Below are 645 nucleotides of genomic sequence, written 5' to 3'. Positions count from 1 at the left end.
GGGCGGCCCTCGGCGCCCGTGTCCGGGGGCGTGCTCACCCCGGCCCGTCGCCGCGCGCGGCCTCCACCGCCTCCAGGAACCGTTGGACCGCCGCTTCCGGATCCTGCCCGGACTCCCCGAGGTCGAGGACGTACCGGTTGCCGTTGAGCGTGGCCCGGGCCCGGTCGCGGGCGGCGAACCAGGGTTTGCGGGCCTGGACGGCGTCCACCGGCGCGCTGTCGATCTCCACCCCGTAGCTGGTCAGGAGCTCCAGGCGACCGTTGTGAATCTTCACCTGACCGGCCCGGGTGAGCGAACGGAGCGATTTCTCGATCCGTACCCCCGTCGCCTTGAACTCCGGTTCCGCCACGGTGCACCGCCTCTCCGCCGATGGCCGATGGGTGTCTGCTGCGGGTGTCTGCCGCGAGTGTCTGCTGCGCAGTGTGCCCGGGAGCCGGGGGCCGCACCAGGGGCCGACTTCCGTTCTCGGTCCCGGGCGCCGGGGCACGCACCGGCGGCGCGGGGACGGCGCACCGGCCCGGGCGGCCGGACGGCGAGGGGTCCTCGGCCGGCATGCCCGCCACGAACCGTCTGGTGAGCGGCGGTCGAGCGGCAGGCGAGCGGCGCGACGCGCCGGGGAGGCCCCCGGCGGCTCCGGCGCACGGC

1 protein-coding gene is annotated in these 645 nt (G+C 76.3%); it reads right to left on the bottom strand.

What is annotated here, in order from left to right:
• Window positions 1-34: 34 nt before the first annotated feature.
• Window positions 35-349 (bottom strand): hypothetical protein, encoded by a 315-nt coding sequence (locus JNW98_RS35200; RefSeq protein WP_223772332.1) that lies wholly within the window; start codon window positions 347-349, stop codon window positions 35-37.
• Window positions 350-645 lie beyond the last annotated feature (296 nt).

This window comes from Streptomyces huiliensis, assembly GCF_020037025.1.
Classification (GTDB): domain Bacteria; phylum Actinomycetota; class Actinomycetes; order Streptomycetales; family Streptomycetaceae; genus Streptomyces; species Streptomyces huiliensis.
This window is presented reverse-complemented; position numbering and strand designations above follow the sequence as displayed.